The organism is Agromyces neolithicus, assembly GCF_039529735.1.
In the GTDB taxonomy this organism is placed as follows: domain Bacteria; phylum Actinomycetota; class Actinomycetes; order Actinomycetales; family Microbacteriaceae; genus Agromyces; species Agromyces neolithicus.
On record NZ_BAAANJ010000009.1, the window covers coordinates 165,437 to 187,911 of the forward strand.

At 67.6% G+C, this 22,475-nt stretch carries 14 protein-coding genes; 5 read left to right on the forward strand and 9 right to left on the reverse strand.

The annotated features are described in order from the left end of the window. Nucleotide 1 precedes the first annotated feature (1 nt). From ABD164_RS13050 to ABD164_RS18045, 9 genes are all read right to left on the reverse strand, one after another. On the reverse strand, nucleotides 2-466 hold the full coding sequence (locus ABD164_RS13050; RefSeq protein WP_344296725.1) for an efflux RND transporter periplasmic adaptor subunit: 465 nt from the start codon (nucleotides 464-466) through the stop codon (nucleotides 2-4). Continuing rightward, on the reverse strand, nucleotides 463-3,672 hold the full coding sequence (locus tag ABD164_RS13055; RefSeq protein WP_344296726.1) for an efflux RND transporter permease subunit: 3,210 nt from the start codon (nucleotides 3,670-3,672) through the stop codon (nucleotides 463-465). The genes ABD164_RS13050 and ABD164_RS13055 overlap by 4 nt, the downstream gene beginning before the upstream one ends. A 332-nt stretch (nucleotides 3,673-4,004) precedes the next feature. Continuing rightward, a complete protein-coding gene (locus ABD164_RS13060) occupies nucleotides 4,005-4,955 on the reverse strand; it encodes a hypothetical protein (protein ID WP_344296727.1) in 951 nt (316 codons plus the stop codon). Further along, nucleotides 4,945-8,028: an FtsX-like permease family protein gene (locus ABD164_RS13065; RefSeq protein WP_344296728.1), complete on the reverse strand. Its 3,084-nt coding sequence runs from the start codon at nucleotides 8,026-8,028 to the stop codon at nucleotides 4,945-4,947. The genes ABD164_RS13060 and ABD164_RS13065 overlap by 11 nt, the downstream gene beginning before the upstream one ends. Continuing rightward, nucleotides 8,018-8,713: an ABC transporter ATP-binding protein gene (locus ABD164_RS13070; protein ID WP_344296729.1), complete on the reverse strand. Its 696-nt coding sequence runs from the start codon at nucleotides 8,711-8,713 to the stop codon at nucleotides 8,018-8,020. The genes ABD164_RS13065 and ABD164_RS13070 overlap by 11 nt, the downstream gene beginning before the upstream one ends. A 17-nt stretch (nucleotides 8,714-8,730) precedes the next feature. Then, nucleotides 8,731-9,321, reverse strand: a complete 591-nt coding sequence (locus ABD164_RS13075) for an ABC transporter ATP-binding protein (RefSeq protein WP_344296730.1) — start codon at nucleotides 9,319-9,321, stop codon at nucleotides 8,731-8,733. A gap of 83 nt (nucleotides 9,322-9,404) precedes the next feature. Continuing rightward, nucleotides 9,405-10,262: a hypothetical protein gene (locus tag ABD164_RS13080; protein WP_344296731.1), complete on the reverse strand. Its 858-nt coding sequence runs from the start codon at nucleotides 10,260-10,262 to the stop codon at nucleotides 9,405-9,407. 147 nt (nucleotides 10,263-10,409) lie between these two features. Beyond that, nucleotides 10,410-11,072 (reverse strand): LuxR C-terminal-related transcriptional regulator, encoded by a 663-nt coding sequence (locus ABD164_RS13085; RefSeq protein ID WP_344296732.1) that lies wholly within the window; start codon nucleotides 11,070-11,072, stop codon nucleotides 10,410-10,412. Continuing rightward, nucleotides 11,069-11,899, reverse strand: a complete 831-nt coding sequence (locus ABD164_RS18045) for a sensor histidine kinase (RefSeq protein ID WP_425545948.1) — start codon at nucleotides 11,897-11,899, stop codon at nucleotides 11,069-11,071. Before ABD164_RS18045 ends, ABD164_RS13085 begins: the two co-directional genes overlap by 4 nt. A 227-nt stretch (nucleotides 11,900-12,126) precedes the next feature. On the opposite strand from ABD164_RS18045, the gene ABD164_RS13095 reads away from it, so the two are divergent. The 5 genes from ABD164_RS13095 to ABD164_RS13115 all read left to right on the forward strand — a co-directional run bounded on the left by ABD164_RS13095 (nucleotide 12,127) and on the right by ABD164_RS13115 (nucleotide 22,473). Beyond that, a complete protein-coding gene (locus ABD164_RS13095) occupies nucleotides 12,127-14,595 on the forward strand; it encodes a glycosyltransferase (RefSeq protein ID WP_344296734.1) in 2,469 nt (822 codons plus the stop codon). A gap of 21 nt (nucleotides 14,596-14,616) precedes the next feature. Further along, nucleotides 14,617-16,191 (forward strand): ArnT family glycosyltransferase, encoded by a 1,575-nt coding sequence (locus tag ABD164_RS13100; RefSeq protein ID WP_344296735.1) that lies wholly within the window; start codon nucleotides 14,617-14,619, stop codon nucleotides 16,189-16,191. Further along, on the forward strand, nucleotides 16,188-17,570 hold the full coding sequence (locus ABD164_RS13105; protein WP_344296736.1) for an alkaline phosphatase family protein: 1,383 nt from the start codon (nucleotides 16,188-16,190) through the stop codon (nucleotides 17,568-17,570). The genes ABD164_RS13100 and ABD164_RS13105 overlap by 4 nt, the downstream gene beginning before the upstream one ends. After that, nucleotides 17,567-19,855, forward strand: coding sequence for an endo-1,3-alpha-glucanase family glycosylhydrolase (locus ABD164_RS13110; RefSeq protein ID WP_344296737.1), 2,289 nt, complete (start codon nucleotides 17,567-17,569; stop codon nucleotides 19,853-19,855). Before ABD164_RS13105 ends, ABD164_RS13110 begins: the two co-directional genes overlap by 4 nt. Before the next feature lie 89 nt (nucleotides 19,856-19,944). Further along, nucleotides 19,945-22,473, forward strand: a complete 2,529-nt coding sequence (locus ABD164_RS13115) for a metallophosphoesterase (RefSeq protein ID WP_344296738.1) — start codon at nucleotides 19,945-19,947, stop codon at nucleotides 22,471-22,473. Nucleotides 22,474-22,475 lie beyond the last annotated feature (2 nt).

Consider the following 22,475-nt stretch of genomic DNA (forward strand, 5'->3'; position numbering starts at 1 on the left):
GTCAATGTGCGGTGTCGAATTCCGCGCCGTAGAGCTCGGCCGCTCCCAGCGTCACGACGCTGGTGCCCGGTTCGGGACCCTCCGAGAGGTGGGCGGTGTCGCCGTCGATGCGGTCGACCACGATCGCAGCCCTGACGAACACCTCGGGTTCGGGGTTGGTGTACACCCACGTGTCGCCGTCGTGGTCGTAGATGACGGCCGCGTAGGGAACCGTCACGCCGTCGCCGTCGCCTGCCTCGACCTCGACGGTCGTCAGCCCGAGCCGCTCGACGGCTTCGGGCGTCAGCGTGAGCGTGCTGAGGTCGGTGTCGCCGATCTCCTCCTTGACGGCCGGCTCGGGGCCGGCGGCGGCATCTGCCGCCGTGACTTCCGCGCATCCGGTCAAGGTCAGGGCTCCTCCGGCCAGGGCCAGTGCTGCGAGAATCCCGGCCACCCCCCGCTGGATCCGCGATCGGTTCTCGTTCATGACGGTTCCTGCCTCCATTCCGCCACTGGAGCGTTCAAGTTCACGAGTGAGCTGTCGGCGGCCTTGGTTCCGCCCCAGGCGAGCACGAGCAACGGCAGCACGACCAGCGCGACGACCACGGTCGTGACTCCGCCGCCCCACACCACCGCCGCGATGGGCAGCACGGTCTCGAAGCCCACAGCCCCGCCGAAGAAGGCAGGCGGCGCGAGCAGGGCGACGGATGCCGCGAGTGCGAGCAGCACCGGACGGATGCGGCTGCCCGCAGCGGCCCAGACGGCCTTCGTCGGCGATTCCGTCCCTCCCGCGGCCATGGCCGTCTGCTGGGCGCCGATGAGCATGCCCGCCTCGCGAACGGCGAACGCGAGCACCGGCACGAGCGCGATGACGAGCACGAGCGAGTCGAGGCCACCGGCCAGCCACGCGCCGACGAGGCCACCGGCGAGCGCCAACGGCAAGGTCAGCAGCACGATGGCACCGAGCCGCCATGACCCGAGCATCGTCTGCAGCAGCACGAGGATGACGACGGCCGCGGAGGCGAGCAGCCACCACGTGAGCTGGCCCGCGGCCTGCTGCTCGCCGTACTGCCGGGGAATCTCGGCGTGGTACTCGACCGGGAACTCGACCCCGGCGATCGCCGCGCGCACGTCGGCCTCGACATCGGCGAGGCTGCGGCCCTGCACGTCGGCCGTGATGTTCATACGCCGATGGGTGTCGTCGTGCCGGATCACCGCGAGGTTGGGGCTGATTCGCACGTCGGCGACGTCGGAGAGCACGACCGTGCCGCCGCTCGGGGTGTTGATGAGGAGGTTCTCGACGTCGGTGAGGCTGTGACGGGTCTGCTCGGTGCCCTTGACGATGACCTGGAAGACCTTCTGCTCTTCGAACATGTAGCCGACCTCGATGCCCTGCAGCACCGCGGCGGCCGCCCGGCGCACATCGCCGGGCTTGACGCCGAACTGCTTGGCCGCTTCGAGGTCGACCTCGATCTCGGCGATCGGCTGCACGAGATCCTGTTCGACCGTGGGCTCGACGAGCCCGTCGATGTCGGCCATCGCCGCCTGCAGCTCGTCGGACTTCTCACGAAGGATCTCGAGGTCGATGCCGTACACACGCACCTGGAAGTCGCGCTCCTGTCCCGCGCGCACACGCTCCAGCTGCCGCTCGGGATACGACATGACGCGGTTCGCGAGGCCGGGGTACCCGTTGATGATCTCCTGCACGTCTTTCTTGACCGCAGCGTAATCCGCCCCGTCCTCGAGGGTCACCCAGATCTCGCTTCCGTTCACGTCGGAGGCGGTGTCCGACGTGATGGCGCGACCGATGTGGCCGCCGACGGCGGCGACGCCGGCCACGGTGCGCAGTTCGTCCGCCGCGCGCGCGGTGATGCGGTTCATCTCCTCGTTCGAGGTGCCGGCGGTCGAGTCCCACTCCACCAGGATCGAGCGGTCGGGAACTGCGGCGAGAACCGGCGCGTCGGCCGTCGCCAACGGGATCGTGCCGAGCGCGACCACGCCGAGCGCGACGGCCACGAGCGCGGTGATCCAGCCACCGCGGCCCGCGGACCTGCGTTCCATCGTCTCGGCGTACTTCGTCGTCATCCCCGAGACGGCGGCCGGTTCCTTCACCGCATCGGTGTCGTTCCTTCGGGGCAGCAGCAGGCTGGCGAGGGCGGGGGTCACGGTCAGCGCCACGATCATCGCGACCAGGAGCGTAACGAGGTAGGCGATCGCGAGGGCCCGCAGAATCTCGCCGTCGAGACCGGGCACGAAGAAGCTGGGGGCGATCGCCACCGCAGAGACGAGTGCACCGAACAGCGCAGGCAGCCGCGATCGGCGCAGCGCCGTGGTGAGGATGCCGGTGCGGCGGGCGACTGGGTCGGCTGAGGAGCCCGTTTCGGGTTCAGCGTCGCCACCGGGTGGACGCAGAGTCCTGCCCCGAGTTCGCAGCGATTCGAAGTCGGCCGCGGCATCGCCGACCGCGACCGTCAGCGCGAGGGCGAGCCCGGCGAGGGTCATGGTGTTCATCACCGCGCCGGTCGCCTGCAGGGTGAGGGCGGCGGCGGTGCCCGAGACGAGCACGGCCAGCGCGGCGATCACGGCGTACCGCCATGAACCGAGGCCGAGACCGATGACGAGCGCGGCGAGCAGCAGGCCGGCGAGCGCGGCCCAGCCGAGCTGCGCGGCTGCCGTCTCGAGGAACGTCGCCGGACGGAAGACCGTGGTGTCGACCTCGATGTCCGTCAGGCCCGGCGCGAGGTCGGCCATCGCCGCCTCGATGCCGCGGGTGACCTCGAGCACATCGGCCTCGGGGAACTTCTCGATGACGATCAGCAGTCCGGGCGAGTCGCCGGTGATGGCGTCGCCGATGAGCGGTTGGTGGTCTTCGGACAGCTGTGCGACATCCGCCAGCGTCAACGATTGCGGGTTGCCCTCGATGACCACCTTGCCGAGGTCTTCCGGAGTCTTGATCGGCAGCACGTGCTGGATGCCGATGCGCTGGTTCGCCGATTCGAAGAAGCCGCCGGTGCCCGGCGTCGAGGCCTCGAGGAAGCTCAGCGGCGACACCCAGACCGCGTTGCCCGTCGTCGAGATGACCTCTTCGAGCGTCACTCCCGCGGCCTCGAGCTCTGCGGGCTCGACCTGTACCTGGACCTGCTGCTCGCGCTGCCCCCACGTCGACACGTTGGCGACACCGGGGACGCCCATGAGCACGGGCTTGACGGTCCACCTGGCGAGCACCGACATGTCGATGAGCGACACGTCTTCCGAGGTCAGCTGGATCATCATGACCCGGCTCGTCGACGAGAGCGGCTGCATCAGGATGGGCGGCGTCGACACGTTGGGCAGGGCGAAGGCCTGCGTGAGCCGCTCGGCGACCAGCTGGCGGGCGCGCAGGAGATCGGTGCCCGGCTCGAAGACGAGTTCGATCGACGAGAGGCCGGGCACCGAGACCGAGCGGATCTCGTCGAGCCAGGCCACGCCGTTGAGCAGGTCGGCCTCCATCGGGCTCGTGATCAGCTGCTCGACCTCTTCGGCCGACAGGCCGAGCGCCTCGGTCTGGATCTCGACGTGCGGTGGAGCGAACTCCGGCAGGTTGTCGACGGCCATCGAGGGCAGGCTGACGAGCCCGAACCCGAGCACCCCCGCGGCGACCGCCGCAACGAGCAGTCGGAATCGCAGGCTCCAACGCACGAGCCACGAGATCATGACGCATCCCCCACGTCCACGCGACCGATACCGGTTCGGTGTTGTCGCCGACCGGATCAGTCGCTCTCGGTAACTTGAAGCGGACCCGCGTTCTATCCGCGAATCTCGTCGCGTGAGTCGTCAAGAAGCTCGGCGGCCGCGCGCCGTACATGCTCGTATCTCGAGAGTGCCGCGCCGAGAAACTGAGCAATCGTCGACAGTGTGGCACGGTTCACCATGCGCTACAAGCCCCCAGATGGGGCATCCTCAACCCCGAATACGCATCGTCAACCCCGAATGCGCCTCCTCGCCCCGAGTACTCCGAGGGGAAGGATCCGCGGCACCGCAGCCGCTCATTCGGCAGGCGTCATGGGCGTCGTGCGCCCGTAGACTTCCTTGCTGTTCACGTACGCCTGCTCCTCCAACTTCATCGCCTCTTCGCGCACCTCCGCCATGTCGGCCTCGCTCAGTTGCACGATCTCCACCAGCTCCAAGGTCTCCTGCGTCGGATCGTCCCCCGTCCAACCCACCTGGATGTTCCCCACCTCGGGGGCGTAGTACTTCAGCTGGTGCGCGCCCGGCTCGTCCAGACTGAATTCATCGGTGATGAGCACGTCGGAGTAGCAGCCGGCGCGAACACACGCCTCCTGCCCGGTGTCCTGCACGATCGCTCGATCCGACCAATCGACCTCGGGCCCCCAGCCTTGGGCGTAGCTGTCCGCGCTCACCTTCGGACTGGCCATCATGAACAGGCCCGCCTGCGCATCCTTGATCCCATGGATCCAAGCCGGGGTTTCGACGAGTTCGCCCGCTTCGTATGCCTCCGGGTACTCGCCGAACCGCCAGATGTCGCCATCGTCGGCCTGGGCGAAGAACGCGATCTCCGCCTCCACCAGTTCGTCCCCGGCGAAGTCCCGGTCCCAGACGACGACGTTTGGCACGCCGGCGATCACCTTGACCAGGTCGGTGACCGTGGAGACGACCCTGTGTTCCGTCGTTCGACCGTCTTCAACCGTTTCGCCTTCGTACACGAACTGGGTGCCGGGCCGCAATGGGAACCACCTGTTGTCAACGCTCGTGGGGTTGCTGAAGCGCAACAGTTCGAAACCGGGCTGCGGACCGCTTTCGCCGGATGGGCCGACTGAACTGCCCGTGCCGGCACTGGGTGTCGTCGTCGGCGTGTCGGCGCCGGTGCAGGCACCCAGCATCGGTGCAAGTACGATCAGCGCCGCGCATGCGGTCGCAAGGTGCGAACGTGGCATCACTACCTCCAGGATGTTGAGGTCTTCCGGTTCACTCGTCACGAAGGAGCTCGGTGGGTTCCAATCTGTTGACCAGTCGGGACCCGATTGCCGAGCAGATCAGCGTCGCGCCCAGGACGAGCAAGAGGATCGGGGCGAGTGCGGCGGGCGGAAGCGTATACGCAGGGTCCAGGACGAACAGCGGCCGCAGCACCGTCACGAAGTAGTACCCCATGACGCCGCCGATCAGTATCCCGCCCAGCGCTCCGGCAAGCGCCGTGAGAACGGCCTCGGCCGAAATCAGCGATCTGACCGTCGACGGCTCCAGCCCCTGAGCACGGAGCGTGACGTATTCGCGCCGTCGTTGAAGCAGGAGTCCGAAGACGAACACGACCATAGTGACGGTGGCCATCCCGAGCGCGAAGGCGGAGTCGAGGCTGACGAGCCCGGAGATGTTCAGTGCCGCCAGACTGGACTGGTCGCGGTCGAGAGTGGATTTCCTGGTGTCGATCTGGATGCTGTCGGCCGATGCGGGGCCCGCCCGAAGCTCGTCGACGGCACGGCTCAGGGCGGCATCATCGGAGCCCGTCGCGGCGAGGAAGAAGTCCGGGTCCTTCGTCGGCACCATTTCGGTGTGATGGCCGATGCTCATGATGGCTTCAGCGCCGTCCGGGAAGCCCGGTAGCCGTTCGTAGAGCCCGACGAGCGTCAGCTCTGTCCGAACCTGCTCGTCCGTGGCGCGGGCAAGGAGCGCGTGGATCGAGTCACCCACCTCCGCCCTGAGGAAATCGGCCATCTCCGTGGTGAGCAGTATCGCGCTCGGGTCATCGTCGAGCCGGGTCAGCATCGCTGCTACGGACTCGTCGAGCGGCGCCACCGAAGCGAAGCCGGAGGGGTCGACGGCGACCACATTCGCCGGGTCGGAGGTGCGAGCGCTGCGCAGGATCACATTGCTCAGACCGTAGATGACCGGTGTCACCTCGGCGATGTGCGCAGTACGGAACACGTCGGCGTCGTCCGCGGCATACGACCGGTTCGCTGTCGGACTCGGTGTGATCTTGATGTCCGACCCGTTCGCATATCGGGAATCGGCGGCCTTCGCGGCGTCGTATGACGCGGTGAAGGCCGCGAGGCTGACCGCGAGGCCGACGATGAGCGACACCACGATGGCGCCGGTGCTGATCGCCCACGGTCGCCGGCCGATGCTCCGACGCACGAGGCCCGATGTCACTCGACCGAAGTTGGGGGTCGAGGTGGGCCGAAGGCGTGTCAATGCGCCGCTCGTGAACCTCGCGACGATCAGGCTGCCCGCCAGCCAGACGGCGAGCGGCAGGACCAGCAGGGTCAGATTCAGCTGGACCGACCGTCCGAAGTACACCGACCCGGCCTGACCGCTGAACGCGTTCAGGCTCACCGCGATCACGGTGCCGACGATCAGGATTCCGGTCGCGACGAGGTCGAGTCGCCAGCGCCGCCACAGCGGGGCTCGCTCTTGCAGGCGCGCTCGGTCTTCGTTGATCTCCCGATCGATCGATCGTCGGCCGGTGAAGTACAGTGCAAGCCCGGTCGCCAGGAACCCACCGAGAGTCCCGACGATCGCCGACGTGACCACGCTGGCATTGCTGGCTCGGGCCAATGATTCCTGTCCGAGAATGGCACTGGCGGCGACATAGCCGGCGATCAGGCCGATGACGGCGCCGGCCGCGGTCAACAGGCTGGTTCGCGCGGCGAGCATGCGCAGCAGGTGCCGCCGGCTGGCGCCCCTGACCCGGAGTGTCGCCTGCTCGCGACGCTGGGCGTGCGCGAGCACGCTGCCGGAATAGGCCGCGAGGATCGCGGCGAGGAATCCTCCTGGCACACCGAGGAAGACGAACAGGCTCTTCGCCGTGCTCGCGTCGCCCGCTGCGACCGTGAGGGTGTTGGAGATGTTGTCGAGCAGGTAGTCCTGGCCTGCGGCCACCGCCATCGCCTCGGCTGCGACAGCGCGAGTCTCGCCGACCGCGGTCGCCGGATCGGCATCCAGCAGCGCACGGTCGACACTGATGTCGATCTCACGGATCGGTGGGCTCTTCAGACGCCCGGTGCCCCGCGCGACGGCGCGCTCGAAGGCGGGGAAGACGCGGTCGGCGAACAGGGTCGATGAGACGATGACGGCATTCCGGTTGTAGATGAAGGTCTCCAGGTCGCCGCCTCTGCGGCTTGAGAACAGTGATCGCGAGCGGGAGAGATCCGCCACACCCGTGAGTTCGAGCTCGAGTTCGGAGCCGTCGGGCAGCGCGACCGTCACGGTATCGCCCGGGGCGACACCGAGCGCCTCCGCAGCCTCCGCGCTGACGACCGCGCCATCGGTGCTGAGTTCACCTTCGACGATCGAGATCGTCTCGTCGTGGCCGGCGTACTCCTGGTCGAACCCGAAGATCCTCGTCGGTCCGAATGCGGTCGCCGATGATGTCGACAGGGTGTCCAGGCCCAGGTCTGCGAGCGAGAGCTGGCTGGCGTGTGCCACGCCGGGCAGTTGCCCGATGCGCAGCGCGAGGTCGGCCAGGCCGGCCGACGGCGGTCGATTCGCCGGCACCGGCGCGACGGACTCACGCGTCGAGTAGCTGGCAGCGACCACGGAGTCGTCGAGTTCTGTCGATGTCTCGGCTTCGACCGCATATCGGATGCGGTGGGTAGCTCCCGGTGCGATCGTTCCGAGGTTCAAGCCGGCCTTGCCCAGACCCGAGGCCAGGGGGTTGTCGTCGAAGCCGGTGATCGGGTGATCGTCGAGCGTTGCCGAACCAGCCACGAACAGCAGGTTCGCTCCGGGCACAGACCTGATCGTGACCTCGTTGGCGTTCTGACTGCCGCTGTTGTGCACCGTGAGGTCGACCCAGGTGCGCTCGCCGGGGCTGAGTGTCTCGCTGCCGACCACGTCCTGTGTGAGCACAATGCTGTTGGCCGCTCGCTCCGTGACGATGCGCTGCATGTCGAGCGCCAGCGGTCCCACGGCTCGCTGGGTCATCGACGCGGAGAGGCCGTCGACGAAGAAGAGCACACCACAGAACAGCCCGATGCCGAGGCTCACCCCGAGCACGGCCGAGAGGGTGCGGCGCGGGTTGCGCCACAGGTCGGTGACGACGTATCTAAACAGCATCCGGCACCGCCACAGCATCCGGCGCCGCCGCGGTCAGGATTGCCCGCTCGAGCTCGATGATCCGATCGGCGCGACGGGCGATGCTCGGGTCGTGGGTGACGAGCACGAGGGTGGCGCCGATCGCGCGCTGGCTGTCGATCATGGTGTCGATCACCCGCTCGGCATTGGCGGGGTCGAGCGAGCCGGTGGGTTCGTCGGCGAGGATGACGGCAGGTCGGTGGATCACGGCGCGGGCGACGGCGACTCTTTGACGCTGGCCGCCCGAGAGCTGGTCGGGCAGGCGGGTGCGCAGCGCGGCGAGGCCGAGTCGCTGGAGCAGCGCCTCGACCTCGCCGTCGGCATCAGCGGCTCGCCGAGCGATCCCCAACTGCAGTCCGACGTTCTCCTCGACGCTCAGATGGGGGAGCAGATTGTCAGCCTGGTAGACCATGCCCATGTTCTGGCGGCGGAACCGGATCCGTGCCTTCTCCTGAAGCGACGAGATCACCGTGGCACCGATGGTCACGGTCCCCGTGGTCGGTCTGGCAAGACCCGCGAGCAATCCGAGCAGGGTCGACTTGCCACATCCGCTCGGGCCCATGATCGCAACGCTCTCACCGCCGTCGACCTCGAGTCGGTCGAGGCTCAGAGCGTGCACCGTTCCCCGAGGCGTCGGATACTCGACGACGAGATCGCGTGCTGTCACGGAGTTGCCGGCGGGTTTCATCGAGGCCGCACCCGGTGGTCGACGAGTTCGTAGCGAGTGGTGACGCGGTCTGCCAGCGCGACGTCGTGGGTGATGTAGAGCACCGCGATATCGACCGTGAGAACCTCGTCGATCACGCGAGCGGCAGTCTCGGCGTCGAGCTGGGCGACGACCTCGTCGGCCAGCAGAACGGCCGGCCGATTCGCGATCGCCACCGCCAGGGCCACACGCTGCGCCTCACCACCCGACAGGTGCCGGGGAACATGGTCGGCACGGTGACCGACGCCGAACCGCTCGAGGAGCTCGCGGGCGACTGTCGGTGCCCGGCGTCGTGTGACGTCACTGCCGAAGCCGAGTGCGAGCTCGACGTTCTCGCGGGCGGACAGGAATGGGATGAGGTTGTCGGACTGCAGCGCGATGCCGGTCGTTCGCGCCCGGACCTCGGCCCGCTGGTACTCGCTCCTGCTGGCGAGCGATTCGCCGCCGACCTCGACCGTTCCGGAATCGGGTTCCAGCAACCCGGCGATCAGTGCCAGCAGCGTCGACTTCCCACTGCCCGACGGGCCCGTGAGGCTTGCCTTCTCACCGGGCTGAAGGGTGAAGTCCACGCCGTTGAGAACCGCGATGGGCGGGGCCCCCGGCATCGAGAAGGATTTGGACACCCCGGTCAAGCGCACGACGGGGCGGGTATTCACGGACTCGCTCGGGTGGACGTCGGTGCGGTGCCGAACACATCCGTGGCGGCGTCGTCGCGAGCATGGGCTTCGAGCTCGAGCACCGTGTTGCTCGCCTCGGTGAGCCCGGCAGGGGTGAGTTCGACGAAATTCAGCAACTCGAAGCGGTCCTGGTGGATACTCGCGTCCAGAGGCACGTTCTTGATCACCCCGACCCCGGGGGCATACGACTTGTTCTCGTTGTCGGGTGCGCCGACCTCGCCTTCCTGAACGACGCGGACGTCGTCGTAGCATCCGAACGCCACGCACACGTGCGCTCCGACCTCGATCGGCGCGCCCACCGAGGCCTTTTCATCAGCGACGGCACCGATGCACCAACTGGACGTTTCGAGCGTGACTTCCGCAGGGGCGAGGATGCCGACCTGCTTGCCGTCCGCGTTTCCCAGCCAGGCATCCTCGGTGTTGATGTACTCGCCGCCCTCGAACTCCTCGGTGTATCCACCGAGGATCCAGACGTTACCCTCGCGGTCGAGGGCGAGATAGTCCGTGCTCACCTGGCTGATCTCGCCGGAATCGGTCTCCTCGTCGAGCATGGCGATGGTGGGGACACCGTCGATGACCCGGATCACGTCGGTCATGGTCGTGATGATCTCGTGCGGTACGACGCGACCGCCCACCTCCGTCGTGCCGCCGCGCACCCACTGCAGTCCGGGCTTGAGCGGGTGGTACGGGTTCGTGTCCAGGGTCGGGTCCACGAAGTTCGACGCGTCGAAGGGGATCAGCGTCCCGCAGTCGTCAGACCCGGCTGAATCGGGCGGGTTCGATTCGGCGGTGCAACCGGCGAGCATCAGCGTGGTGGAGACGACCGCCGCCACGAGGCCCGCGCGTCGCGTTCTCGAGGCTCTCCCCCGAGTAGCTCGTCGAGCAGTCGTCTCACTGAGCATGCTCACGGAGGGTCCTCCCGTCTGGCGGCCTTCGATGTCTGGTTTATCGAGGATCATTCATGTTGTCAACGACCGCGTTCAGTGCTGCAGGTGGCGCACGAGTGCCACAGCCGAAAGCTGTGACGGCACCTGGAGCTTGCGGAGCACCGACTTGATCTGCGTGCGCACGGTGTGCACCGACACGATGAACTCGGCGGCGATCTCCTGTGCAGAGAGCCCCTCGAAGATCTTGTCGAGCACCTCGCGTTCGCGTGGGCTGAGCAGGGCGAGGCGGGATGCCCCGGCTGCGCCCTCGCGGAAGAGGGCAAGAGCCCGCACCCGTTCGTCATATGAGACGATCTCGTCGCCTGCCACAGCCCGGCGGATGAGCGCGACGATCTCGTCGAGCGGGTGGTCCTTGCCGACCCATCCCGCTGCTCCCGCCGCGAGGCACGCTCCCAGCGTCTCGCGGTCGCGGTTGCCGGTCAGGATGATGACGCGCCAACCCGCCGCGACGAGGATCGGTGTGATCAGTCTGCCTGCGTCCTCGAAGCCACGCCCCAGGTCGATGTCGAGGACAACGGAACCAGGGCGCAGCGTTGCGATCCATGCCGCCGCTGCATCCGGATTCGGGACGGAGCACTCGAGTGCGGGCAGCCCGCCCTGAATGAGCGCCGCGACGATGGCCCGGCGAACGAGGGGGTGGTCGTCGACGACGACGACAGGGCCGGAACTCTCCGACGTCGACTCCGGCGACGTCATCCCCCGCACCCTTCTCTTCGACCCAGTTCTGCTCTCCCTCGAGCCCCGAACGATTCATCCGCCAGAGGCAGAATGACCGTTGCGCGAGTTCCGCGCCCAGATTGCCCCTCGCTGAGGTTCAGGGTTCCGCCGTGCTCGTGCACGACGCGGCGCACGATCGCGAGGCCCAGCCCATGCGGGTGGCGCTTGTCGAAATCCGCATTCCCGAAGACGGGTGCCACCGCTGGGAGTCCGGGCCCGTCATCCGTCACCGCGATGAGAGCCCGCTCGTCCATCCGACCGACCTCGACCACGACACGCGCGCCTGGTGCGTGCTGGTGGCAATTGAGCAACAGGTTCGTGATGACTCCGGCAAGCGCCACGTCAGGCATGTCGACGCGCACGTCCTGCGCCCATGGCTCCGTCCGCACGTCGATGACATCACCAGCGGCCTGGCGCATCGAAACGCACCGCGAGACCACGCCGACGACGGAGGTCGGGCGCGGGCGGTCTTCGCGCTCAGCACCCACCAGGTGGGCGAGGTGGCTCAGTTCGTCGCCGAACGCCGTCTCGAGCTGGCCGTTGCGGCGCGCCCCCGTCTCGAGTCGCGACAGGAGGTGCGCGCCCTCAAGGCTTCTAAGCGCGTTGTTGACCTCGTGGCGCCACTCGGCGGTGCGGCGGGCGCGCTCGAACTCGCGTTGCTGCGCTTCGCGCTTGCGTCGCTGCACTTCACGGCTGAGCGTGACACAGGCACTCAGGAGCCCTGCCAGGACGACGGTGAAGGCGAGAGCCCTCACAGCACCGAAGGTCGCATCGAATGACCCCGATGCGATTCGTTGGAGTTTCATGGGATCCCCGCATTGGGGTCTGACACCGCTCGGGATGGACGGCGTTCATGTGAAGGCTACGCCGATCCGCCAAAAAAGGAGATTCCCTCATTTAGGGGGCACGCCGAAGGCAATCGATGACCGTTCCCCAATCTTGGCGATGCCACGTTTCCGGCGCCCCGGCACACTTATGCCCGACGGTGCGGGCTTCTCCGTCCCGTCGATTCAGCGACGCACGGGAGCTGAAAATGTTGGATGACGCAGACCTTGCCCATGAGGTGGGCCGTTTCTCGCCGGCAGCGGCGGCCGACGCACAGTCGCCGCTCGTCACGATCATCGTCCCGACCCGCAACGAGGCAGAGAATGTCGCCCCCCTGCTCGACCGGATCGGCCGATCGCGAACCAATTCGTCGTTCGAGGTGCTCTTCGTCGATGACAGCGACGATGAGACACCCGAGCGGGTGGCCGAGCACGCTCGCGACGGCAACGTCCCGATCCGCATCGTGCACCGCACCGCCGGAGAACGCGACGGCGGTCTCGGCGGCGCGGTGCTCGCCGGATTGCGCACCGCGCGCGGATCCTGGGCGGTCGTCATGGACGGCGATCTCCAGCATCCGCCGGAGCTCGCCTTGCCGCTCGCCGAGGTCGGGATCTCGAGAAGCATCGATCTCGTCATGGCGACGCGACACCAGGGCTCCGGCGATGCCTCCGGCCTCGGTTCACGGCCACGTCGCGTCGTCTCGCAGCTGTCGAACCGCACGGCGAAGCTCGTCTTCCCTCGCAGTCTCGGCCCTGCGAGCGATCCGATGAGTGGGTTCTTCGCAGTGCGCATCGACGCCCTCGACCTCGACGCGCTGCGGCCGCGGGGGTTCAAGATCCTGATGGAGATCCTCGTGCGCACGCCCCACCTCCGCACAGCGGAGGTGCCGTTCACGATGGCGGAACGCAACGCCGGCACGAGCAAAGCCTCCTTGGCTGAGGGGACCACGTTCCTCGGCAACCTGCTCCGGCTTCGCATGCGTGTCTTCACCGAACGCACCGGTGGCGGACGACGAGCGAACATGCTCGTGCGCGGGCTGCTCTTCGGCCTGGTCGGCCTCTCGGGGATCGTCGTCAATTCGGCCGTGCTCTGGTACTTCAGCGTCGGCCATTTCGCGATCAATTACCTCGTCGGCGCCATCATCGCAACCGAGGCGTCGACACTGTGGCTGTTCCTGCTGACTGAGACACTCGTCTACCGCGACGACAAGCCCGGATCCATCCTGTCACGCGGGGCGAAGTTCTTCCTCATCAATCACATCGGCCTCGCCATTCGGCTGCCACTACTTGCGCTCCTCGTCAACGTCGCCGGCATGGCCGTTCTGTGGGCCAATCTCCTCACCCTCTTCGTCACATTCGCTCTGCGCTTCTTCGTGACGGATTCGACCGTATACGGCGCGAAGAATCCGCACGACGATCCATCCGACGGCTATGTGACGGAACCGATTCGCATCATCGTCAACATCCCGAATCCCGCAGACACCGTACCGGCGCTCGTGGCAATGGGTCCGACACCGACACCTGACCGGTCGAGGCACCTGCCCTTCCGCTATGACATCCCGAGCGTGGCGACGATCGGCTCGCAGGTCGAGTTGCCCGAACTCGAGTACTTCCGCGCACAGTGGCTGGACAATGACACAGAGATCCAGGTTCGCGTCGGCCACCTCGGCGCACGCACACCCCGGCTGCACGCGACGGCGACCCAGCTCACGAGCCCCCCTGGCATGGGCTACCTCGAGCACCTGGGAAGTCTCAGCGCCAACTTCCGGGTGGAGATCGGCGACCTCATCGAGGTGGTCGTGTCGCCGAGTCTCGCGCACTCGCCCCACGTTGTGTACACGAACATCATCGAGGCACTATTGCGGTTCGAGGCGGTGTCGAAGGGATCGATGCTGCTGCATTCCGCCTGCCTCGAACTCCGCGGCACCGGCATTCTGATCTCCGCCCGCACCGACACGGGCAAGACGGGCACGGTATTGCGCATGGTCCGTGAGTGCGACGCGAGATTCCTCTCCGACGACATGACGATCCTGCACGCCGACGGGAGCGTTGAATGCTTCCCGAAGCCCCTCACGATCAGCCATCACACCCTGCGTGCCGTCGCGTCGAACGAACTCACGAAGAGCGAGTGGCGGCACCTGAGGTTGCAGAGCCGGCTGCACTCGAAGGAGGGGAGGGAGTTCGCACTGCTGCTCGCAAAGATGAACGTTCCGATCATGGGGGTGAACGCGATGGTGCAGCGAATGGTGCCCCCGCCGAAGTTCGCAATCGACCGCCTCCTGCCCTGCAAGATCATCCCGAGCACCAAGGTCAGCGAACTCTTCATCATCCAGCGAGGCCCGCAGGAACAGCACGACCTCGCACTCGCGGAGACCGTGGACACTCTTCTTGCCAACACCGAGGACGCCTACCAGTTTCCACCGTTCCGTCAGCTCGCCCCGTCGATCGTGATCGGCGAGGTCGACCATCAGGTGATGCGGGCCAGGGAACGGGCGATCCTGACGAGCGCGCTCGGCGTCATGCATCACAGGAACCTCTCGTCTCCTCATTTCGGGTGGGCCGACGACATTCCTGCGTTGCTCGACGCCGAGCGTGCAGCCGCCGAGCGGGCGACGAAGCGGGCGAATGCATCACGGCGCGTGCCGGATGCAGCGACCGCGGCGGCGTTCGCTACGTGACGTCCACCTGGAGCCCTGGCCATGTCCGCAACGACTGATGCCCTGGAGACGGTGCCCGGCGCACCGGACTCGACGCCGCGATTCGGCCGGCAGGGCACTCGGCGACTGATCGGCGCGGCCTGGCCGGTCGCGGCGCTCGTCGCCGTGGCCGGCACGATGCGTTTCGTCGGCCTCGACGCGGTCGGGTTCAACAGCGACGAGGCGGTGTATGCGGGAACCGCTGCGTCGCTCGGGGGCGACACGAGCCTGGAGCCGTACTTTCCGGTCTTCCGCGCCCACCCCGTCTTGTTCCAGACCCTCGTCGCCGGGGTCGAGCAGATGCTCGGGACCGGCACCGACTGGGTGCCAAGGGCCGTGGCCGCCGTTGTCGGAATCGCGGCCGTGCTCGTCACCTTCTCGCTTGGACGCCGGCTCTATGGGCCCAGCGCCGGACTCATCGCCGGTCTCATTCTCGCGGTGATGCCGTATCACGTGGTCGTCAGCCGGCAGGTGCTGCTCGACGGCATGATGACGCTCTTCGTGACGGTGGCGCTGTACTGCATCGTGAGTTATGTCGAGTCGGCGCGCGCGACGTGGATGTGCGCGGCCGGGTCGGCCATGGGACTCGCGTTCCTCTCCAAGGAGACAGCGGTCGTCTTGCTGGGGGGCCTCTTCGCGTTCTTCGCACTGACCCCGTGGGTCACGCTGCGCCTTCGCCATATCGTCGCCGGTTTCGTGCCGTTCGCCGCGCTCGTCGCCATCCACCCGCTCTCGCAGGCACTCGCCGGCAAGGCCACGGCGGGATCGAGCTATCTCATCTACCAGCTCTCCCGGCCGGAGAACCATCCGATGACGTTCTACGCCTCGGTCGTGCCGTGGGCGGTCGGCATATTCGTGCTCACCGCCGCCGTCGTCGGACTCGTGTGGCTGCGGCGGGAGGGCACGTGGCGTGAACGCCTGCTGATGTGCTGGGCGGCATTCCCGATCGTGTTCTTCACGATCTGGCCGGTACGCGGATACCAGTACCTGCTGCCCATCGCCCCGGTCGTGGCCGTGCTCGCCGGGCGCGCCGTCTCGGGACTCGTGACAGTGCGCGCGTTCCGGCGGCGCCGCCGCACCGCCCAGGCCGCCGTCATCGCGGTCACCGCCATCCTGGTCGCCTCGCTCGCCGTTCCCACCGCTCAGCAGATCAGCCCGTCGACAACGGGTTCGTTCCTCGCCGGCACCGGCGGCGTGCCGGGCGGGCGCGAGGCGGGTCATTGGGTGGCCGAGAACGTGCCGGCGAACGCACGCATGCTCTCGATCGGCCCCTCGATGGCCAACATCCTGCAGTACTACGGGCAACGAAAGGTCTACGGCCTGTCGGTGAGTCCCAATCCCGAGGTGCGCAACCCCGCGTACGCGCCCGTGAGCAACCCCGATCGCGCGCTTCGGCGCGGCGAGCTGCAGTACCTCGTGTGGGACTCGTACTCGGCAGGGCGATCGCCGACATTCTCCGCGAAGCTGCGCGGCCTCGTCGACAGGTACAACGGCGTGCCCGTCTACTCCGGAACCGTGGGGGCGGGAACGAAGGACAGGCCGGTCATCATCATCTACGCAGTCTGGCCAGACCCGTGAAGGCACGCCTCCGCGCCATCGTCCTCGTCGCAGCGTCCGCTTCGGCGGCGTTCGGTGTGGCGCTCGGCGCCCCGGGAGCGGCGGCGTCCGAGCCGGCACCGCAGCCCGCCACCCCGGTCGAGCACTTCATCTACGTCATGCAGGGCAGCGCGACGTTCGATCACTACTACGGCACGTACGACGGCGCCGACGGCATTCCCGACGACACGTGCCAGCCTCTCGCGGCCGCCGACTGCGTGCAGCCCTTCGCCCTTCACGGCACCGACCCCCCGCCGCTCAGCGATATCGGCGGCATCCAGGAGGCCCAGTACAACGATGGCGCCATGGACGGCTTCGCCGCCGCGTTCGAGGCGGCCGGCCGCGACCGTCGCGCGCCCATGGGCTACTTCGACCGTCGTGACCTTCCCGTGTCATGGCGCCTCGCCGATGACTATGTGCTCTTCGATCGGTTCTTTGCCGCCTCGCAGCACGGCGCGCGCACGAACCGCTCGTTCTGGGTGGCCGCGGCGCCACCGCGGTACGTCACCACGACCGACACGACCGCTGCGACGATCGATCAGCCGACGATCTTCGATCGGCTCGAGAGCGCCGGCGTGTCGTGGAAGTTCTACGTGCAGGATTACGACCCGGCCGAGACCTTCCAGGCGCGGGGCGGATCGAGGCCGGTGACCCAGACCATCCGGGTTCCACTGCTCGAGCAGGAGCGATTCGTGACGGATCCGGCGCTCGCCTCGCACATCGTCGACCTGGCGGAATACCGCTCCGACCTCGCGGCGGGCACGTTGCCCGCGGTTTCCTTCGTCGCAGCCTCGCGTTCGGGTGAGAGGTCGCCGGCGTCGATCCCGGCCGGCCAGCGCTTGCTGGGCGGCATGGTCGACGCGCTCGCCGCGAGCCGCTATTGGACGAGTTCGGCGATGCTCATCACCTACGACTCACCCGGCGGGTGGTACGACCACGTCCCGCCACCCACGTCTGCGGACGGCGAACTCCTGGGCTTCCGTGTTCCCGCGCTGCTGGTCGGCGCCCATGTGCGCTCCGGAGTCGTCGACAGCACGCCACTCGACAGCAGCGCGGGTCTCGCGTTCGTCGAGGGCAACTGGGGGCTCGAACCGCTGTCGGCTCGGGATGCCGGCTCGCCCGGATTCGGCTCGGCCTTCGATTTTTCGGCGCCGGCGCGCGAAGCGACGATCATCGCTGCGGCGCCCGTCTCGACACCGTCATTCGCTGTCCGGACGGCACCCGTGATGTGGCTGTACGGCGCCGCCGCAATTGCTGGTCTCGCGGTGATCGGCATCGCGTACGCGAGTGGGCGAGGGCACCGGGGCGGTCGCGGCTCGGCGGCACCCGCCGAGCTCAACCCGTTGGAGCAGCCGCCATGATGCACCGCGTCGGCGCCATCGTCGCGGTGATCGCCGCGCTCGTAGCGCTCCTCGCGTCTGCGGGGCCGGCGGTTGCCGCCCCGTGGATCGTCACGCTCACCGTGCAGACCGTCCCTGTGCTACCGGGAGTGCGCCTTCAGCTCGACGGTGTCACCGTGGCGACGGATGCAGCGGGCCGGGCGGTGTTCGCGCGGCCGCACGATTTCGACGCTCACACGCTCGCGCTCGTCGACACCGAGATCGCCTCGGGGTCCTCGCGTGAGCGCTTCGTACGCTGGGTCGGCCAACGCGACGCCGCTCAGGCCTTCCACCCCACAGTGACCGGGCTTCCGATGCGAGCGGATTACACCGTGACCGCCGCGTTCGCGACGCAGTACCCGGTGACGATCGAGGTCGCCGACGATCGCGGTGCACTCCTCGAAGCGGCTCGGCTCGGCGCGATATCGCTGCGCGACTCGGCGGGCCGCGCAGCTGTTGTCACGGCAGGTGAGGAGACGTGGCTCGACGCATGGCGGCCTGTGTACCGCTCGGGTGAGCTCGTGCGCGACGCCGTCACCTACTCGGTTGAAGACATCCCCGTCGATGGCGCCGGGGCGGTGACCGCGGGTGCGCAGCGCGTCGACCCCTCTGCATCGCCGCACGTGCGGCTCACCGTTGCGCTCTTCCGAATGGTGGTGTCCGCGACCGACATATTGTTCGACCGGCGCGAGGGCGACGGCATCGTGGTCACGCGGCCGAACGGAGAACGGACGAGTATCGCCTTCGGCCCCGACGGCGTCGCGGAGCTGAGGGGCCTGCCCCGGGGGGCCTACGAGGTCGAAGTGCAGGGTGCGGCCGGCGTCGTCGCTCCGCAGACGGTCCAGCTATCGAAGGACAAGTCCGTCACCCTCATGGTCATCACCCTCCTCGACATGTTCGCCGTGGGGGCGGTCGCGATGCTTGCGGCGGTGGGACTGATCGCGGTCGGTCGGCTGCAGCTCCGGCGTCGCACACCGCAGTCGAATGATTCACAGAGCGACTCGGACCCCACGGAGGATCTCGGAAACCAGGGCGAATTCGGACGCCGAGCGGGACTTCGGATCCCCAGGGGACTTCGGATCCCCAGGGGACTTCGGATCCCCAGGGGACTTCGGATCCCCAGGGGACTTCGAATCCATTTCCACCCACGACCCCCAGACGGCGGAGGCGGGGTGAGCGCCCTCCGGCGATGGGCGGGGATGATCATCGTCGCGGCGCTGTTCTGCTGCACACTCGGGATGTTCACCCCGGTCACCCCCACGACCGCCCGGACGCTCGCAACACCACCGCCCGCGACATCCGGACCCGCGGCATCCGGACCCGCGGTCCTCGCCTACTACTACCTGTGGTTCTCTCCGAACTCTTGGAGGCGCGCGAAGACCGACTACCCGTCGCTCGGCCGGTACTCGAGTGGCGACCCGAATGTGCTTCGCCAGCACATTCGGTGGGCGAAGCAGGCCGGGATCACCGGCTTCATCGTCAGTTGGAAAAGTACCGAGACCAACAATCGTCGCCTGAACCGTCTCATGGACGTGGCGCGGGATGAGGACTTCTCGCTCGCGGTGATCTACCAAGGGCTCGACTTCGCGCGCGACCCGCTTCCGGTCGAACGCGTGCGCGCGGACTTCGAGACGTTCGCCCGAGACTACGCCCCCGACCCGGTGTTCCTGCGTCTGGAAGGCAAGCCGCTCACGATCTTCAGCGGCACCTGGAAGTTCAGTGCCACAGACGTCGCCCGCATCACGGATCCCGTGCGTGACGATCTTCTCGTGCTTTCGACCGAGAAGAACGTCGAGGGGTACGAGCGGATCGCCTCATCGACCGACGGCGACGCGTACTACTGGTCGTCGGTCAACCCGGCAACGAACACGAAGTATGCCGCCAAGCTTCGCGCCATGGGCGAGGCGGTACACGCCGACGGCAAATACTGGCTCGCCCCGTTCGCACCAGGGTTCGACGCACGCCTCGTCGGCGGCAAGCGCATCGTCGATCGCCTCGACGGCGAGACGCTCCGCGCCGAGTACGCGGCGGCCAGGGCCTCGGATCCCGACCTGCTCGGCCTGATCAGCTGGAACGAGTTCAGCGAGAACAGCCACGTCGAGCCGTCCGAAACCTATGGCACCCGATCGCTCGACGTGCTCGGCGAACTCCTCCTGGGCGACGAATATGTGCCCGTCGTGGTGCCCAGCGGCAGAGTGTCGTGCGCCTGGGTGCGATGGTCGAGTCATGGACAGACTCCGTCCTGCACCAATCACCAGAATTGGTGATGTCAGCGCGGGCGGCGGGCGGTAGCTTGGGGCTTCATCGGCGAGTGCGCCTGGCCAGTCAATGAGACGAGCGAACCGGGGCGGGCACCATGGCAGGAGCGGGCAGCGGCAGACTTCGACACCGCATCGCCAAGGTTGTGGCAGTAGCCATCGTTGCGGTCACGGGCATGGTCGCGCCAGCGCTCACGGCGACTCCGGCCTACGCCGCCGGCTTCTCGGCGGCGCTGGCCCGGGCGCCCTACCTGACCGACCTGACCGGTCTCCATGTCAACGTGAACTGGGCGACTGACAAGTCCGCCACCGTGGGCTCACTCACGTGGGGACCCGTCTTGGGCGGCGTCTGCCAGCTCACCTCGACGGCGACGGCGAGCCGCGTCTCCGTGACGATCGGCGCGCTCGCGCGGTATCAGTGGAAGGTTCCGCTCAACCTCCCGGCGACCGGCACCTACTGCTACCGCCCCTACCTGGCGACGACAGACCTGCTGGGCACCGAGGCATCGCCGGCATTCACGACACAGGAGCAGGCCGGGTCGACCGACCCGTTCAGTTTCGCCGTCTTCGGCGACTGGGGAATGGTGGATGCCTCGGGCGTGAACGCCGAGCAGACCGGTGTCATCTCGGGGATTGCGCAGGCGGGGGTGCGGTTCGCCGTGACGGTCGGCGACAACGGATATCCGTCGGGCAGTCAGACGAACTACGGCGATCTTCAGCAGACCGGCGCGAACACGAGCGCGATCTTCGGACCGAACTTCTGGACGCTCGCCGGGCCGACCGTTCCGCTCTTCACCGCCGTCGGCAACCACGGGTTGAGCGGCACGGCGCACACGGACATCAAGACATGGACGCAGGACACGGTGGTCGCCGAGTCCGGCGGGCGGTATCAGAACGACGTCTACTGCTGTGTCAACGGAACCTTCTCGTCGAACTACGGCAGCGAGTGGTACGCCTTCGACGCCGGGCCCGCCCGCTTCTACATTCTCGACTCCGCCTGGGGCGACACGAACAAGGGAACGGCCAACTCGTACGCGAACGACTACGCGGCGCACTTCACACCCGGCACGCCCGAATACGAGTGGCTCAAACACGACCTCGAGACGCATCCGAGAGCGGTGAAGTTCGCGTTCTCGCATTTCCCCTTCTACTCCGACAGCGGGTCGGAGCTCTCCGACACGTACTTGCAGGGTCCGAACAGCCTCGAAGGGCTGCTCGGCAGCAACGGAGTCGACCTCGTCTTCAACGGCCATGCCCATATCTACCAGCGCAATCTCCGCAGTGCACCGGGGATGCCTGCCACCTACGTCACGGGCGGCGGCGGCGCCAAGGTCGGTCCGCTGGGGCCGTGCAGCGCAATCGACGCCTATGCGATCGGCTGGTCGAATTCCAAGGCCAAGGGCTACGCGTGCGGTGCGGCGGCGGTGCCGACGAGCAAGGCACAGGTGTTCCACTTCCTCAAGGTGACGGTGGCAGGGTCGACGATCACGGTCGAGCCGACCGACTCGACCGGCCAGACGTTCGATGTGCAGACGTACGATCTCAGCGCGTCGACCCCCGAAACCGGCATCGATTCCGCGCCGCCGGCTGCGACGACGGAGACGACGGCGACGATCGCCTTCTCCGCGACGTCGAGCCCTGCCACGTTCGCCTGCGCCGTCGACGGAACGGCCGCTGTCCCGTGCACCAGTCCGCTTACCCTCGCATCGCTCACCGAGGGGCCGCACAGCGTGGCGGTCCAGGCCACGACGACAGCCGGCACCGATCCCACACCCGCGATCGCGTCGTGGCAGGTCGACCTCACGGCACCGGCCGCGCCGATCGGGCTCGCGGCTTCCCCGGGACCTGGCACCGTGCAGCTCACTTGGCAGCCGGTGTCCGACCCGAGCGGCATCGATCACTACACGGTCGCCCGCGACGGCGCGCAGCTCACGACGACCGGCGGCGTTCAGTTCACGGATGCAGCCGTCACAGCGGGCGAAACGTACACCTACTCGGTGAGCGCGACGGATGCCGCGGGCAACCAGTCCGCGGCGAGCGAGTCCGTTCCGGCGACAGTTCCCGAAGCGAACCCCACCGTCTTCAGTGACGGATTCGAATCGGGCACCCTGTCGGCGTGGACGACGCGGTCGGGGCTCACCGTGCAGAGCGCCGAGACGCACAGCGGTGTCTTCGCCGCCCGAGCGACCACGACCAACGGCGCCACCTATGCGAAGAAGACGCTTCCGGCGGAGTACGCCGACGCGTACGCGCGGGTATGGTTCAAACCGATCAGCACCGAGAGTCAGGTCAACATCCTGCGATTCCGCGCCGCAAACGGCACCTCGCTCGGGTATCTCTATGTGACACCGACGGGTGCCCTCGCTTACCGTAACGAGGCGGCTGGCACGGTGATCGCGACGGGCGCGACCATCGACCCGGGGTCGGGATGGCACGCGCTTGAGTTGCACACGACGACGGCAGGGTTGCTCGAGGTATGGGTGGATGGAGTGTCCGTGCTGTCCACGACGACGAACCTCTCGACCTCGCCGGTCGGCCAATTCCAGATCGGTGAAGTGAACGCCGGGCGCACATATGACGTGGTCTTCGATGACGCCGCGTTCGCAACGACGCGCGTCGGCCCGTGAGT

Coding starts and splice junctions, on each gene's coding strand:
- ABD164_RS13050 (WP_344296725.1), bottom strand. CDS start 466: ATGAACGAGAACCGATCGCGGATCCAGCGGGGGGTGGCCGGGATTCTC.
- ABD164_RS13055 (WP_344296726.1), bottom strand. CDS start 3,672: ATGATCTCGTGGCTCGTGCGTTGGAGCCTGCGATTCCGACTGCTCGTT.
- ABD164_RS13065 (WP_344296728.1), bottom strand. CDS start 8,028: ATGCTGTTTAGATACGTCGTCACCGACCTGTGGCGCAACCCGCGCCGC.
- ABD164_RS13085 (WP_344296732.1), bottom strand. CDS start 11,072: ATGACGTCGCCGGAGTCGACGTCGGAGAGTTCCGGCCCTGTCGTCGTC.
- ABD164_RS18045 (WP_425545948.1), bottom strand. CDS start 11,899: ATGAAACTCCAACGAATCGCATCGGGGTCATTCGATGCGACCTTCGGT.
- ABD164_RS13095 (WP_344296734.1), top strand. CDS start 12,127: ATGTTGGATGACGCAGACCTTGCCCATGAGGTGGGCCGTTTCTCGCCG.
- ABD164_RS13100 (WP_344296735.1), top strand. CDS start 14,617: ATGTCCGCAACGACTGATGCCCTGGAGACGGTGCCCGGCGCACCGGAC.
- ABD164_RS13110 (WP_344296737.1), top strand. CDS start 17,567: ATGATGCACCGCGTCGGCGCCATCGTCGCGGTGATCGCCGCGCTCGTA.
- ABD164_RS13115 (WP_344296738.1), top strand. CDS start 19,945: ATGGCAGGAGCGGGCAGCGGCAGACTTCGACACCGCATCGCCAAGGTT.